The 1559-nt window shown below is 65.1% G+C and carries 3 protein-coding genes; all 3 read left to right on the top strand.

The window, feature by feature from the left end:
• Nucleotides 1-413 precede the first annotated feature (413 nt).
• Nucleotides 414-1169: a hypothetical protein gene (locus KGA66_RS28975; protein WP_211472784.1), complete on the top strand. Its 756-nt coding sequence runs from the start codon at nt 414-416 to the stop codon at nt 1167-1169.
• A gap of 48 nt (nt 1170-1217) precedes the next feature.
• Nucleotides 1218-1367 carry a transposase domain-containing protein gene (locus KGA66_RS28970; protein WP_211472782.1) on the top strand — a complete coding sequence of 50 codons (150 nt, stop codon included), beginning with the start codon at nt 1218-1220 and terminating at the stop codon, nt 1365-1367.
• Nucleotides 1367-1559, top strand: a 193-nt coding sequence (locus KGA66_RS28965) for a transposase domain-containing protein (protein ID WP_246508991.1), incomplete at its 3' end; no start/stop codon positions are given. The genes KGA66_RS28970 and KGA66_RS28965, both read left to right, overlap by 1 nt.

Raw genomic sequence — 1559 nt, 5'->3', positions numbered from 1 at the left:
GCGAAACCAACATCGCCAAAGCCCTGCGCAGACACGCCCGCAGACCCGAACTCCTGACAGGACTACTCCACCTGACCTGACGATCACCCAGAAAAAGGACGAAAGATCACTTTGTCATTAACCCTGGGTAGAACCCTGACTCGTCAAATACCGACTGGGCTGCTGGACGTCGGCTCGCCGTACGCGGCAGACTGGGCGGCGCTGCACGCGATATCCATCATCTGGCAGTCGGCGGGGGTCATGCTGATGGCTAATGCGATTGTTCACGCACTTGAGCAGGCTGCCGAACGGATCGGCAGATCGCTGAGCAAGGACGCGGGTAAAGCGGTCGAGGACATGTACCGCAGCGCGGGTAAGGGTACTGAGGACGTCGTAAGGCGGATCTGCTCGGCCGACGCCGAGCACGCGGGAGGATGCTCGACCTGGCTGAGAGGCTGGGGAGAAGCAGCGGCGGGGCTCTGGGCAAGGACGCTGTTCGCAGCGCCGAGAGCGGAGAGCTGCGTAGCCGGATTTCGAGCATCCTCGAACCCGAGGGCGAGTTCTCTCGCTCCGCCCTGCACGATCGGCCGTCGTTCGACGAAGAGTTGCAGAAGGAGCTGGACGCGCGGGGACTGAGCCGCGCGGAGCACGACCGGTTGCGCACGACGCCGACGAACCTGCTCACCGAGCGGGAGGCCAGACAGGTCATCGAGGTGCGGCAGTCGATCAAGGCGGACGGCGGCCAGATCATGACGAAGGTGCTGCATCCGAACGTCGCCGAGCACTACCTGAGCAATGCGACCGAGATGAACGGCCGTAGCTTCAATCCGGGAGGCTTCGGCGGCTCCATCGCCCGCGGCACGGACACGCAGCACTTGGAGACGCCCGCTCAGTTGCGCGACGGTCTCGCGCTCGATGACAACGGTCAGGGCTGGTCACCTGTACAGAAGAACGCTGGTGAGGCTTACCAGCTCAGATTCCGCGCGCCGGAGAACATGGACGCGAGCGTCTCGTTCGGGGCAGTCAACAACGACGCCGTCGCGCAACGCGTCGGCGAGATCGCGGGCCAGGAAGGCCGGAGTTGGGCGGCGCCGTTCACGGGCACCGGATACACGGCCGGCGGTGTACCGGAATGGGTGGCCCGCACGAACGTGTTCCCCGACCGGGCCGAGATCAATGCCACTGAATGAAGCTCGATCAAGGTTCTGACGTTGGGCTTCGCGTTGTAGCATCCTGCGGTGCCATCGAACCCCGGCGCTGCGCGCCTGTGCGATCTGATCTCTTTGGGTGTCCTGACCCATTGGGTCCCGCCGGAAGTGGTTGAGGACGCCATCGCCGAGCATGGCAGGCAGGACAAGCGCGGCGGGGGTGCGCTGCCGGCCCGTTGATGCTGTACTACACGATCGCGATGGCGTTGTTCGCCGATGAGGACTACGAGGGCGTGTTCGACCGGCTGGCTGAGCCGCTTGCGCTGCTGGGCGGGCTGGACACGGATTATCAGACCCCGACCTCCGGAGGGATCGCCAAGGCCCGGGCCCGGCTGGGTGAGGCACCGGTGCGGGAGGTGTTCGAGCAGGTCG

Origin of the sequence: Actinocrinis puniceicyclus, assembly GCF_018283645.1 — a bacterium.
Lineage (GTDB): Bacteria > Actinomycetota > Actinomycetes > Streptomycetales > Catenulisporaceae > Actinocrinis > Actinocrinis puniceicyclus.
Note: the sequence above shows the minus strand (reverse complement) of the source record. Positions and strands in the feature narration are given on the sequence as shown.

What these genes read in the sequence shown, in the direction of transcription:
- KGA66_RS28975 (WP_211472784.1), top strand. Translation starts at nt 414, where the DNA reads ATGCTCGACCTGGCTGAGAGGCTGGGGAGAAGCAGCGGCGGGGCTCTG.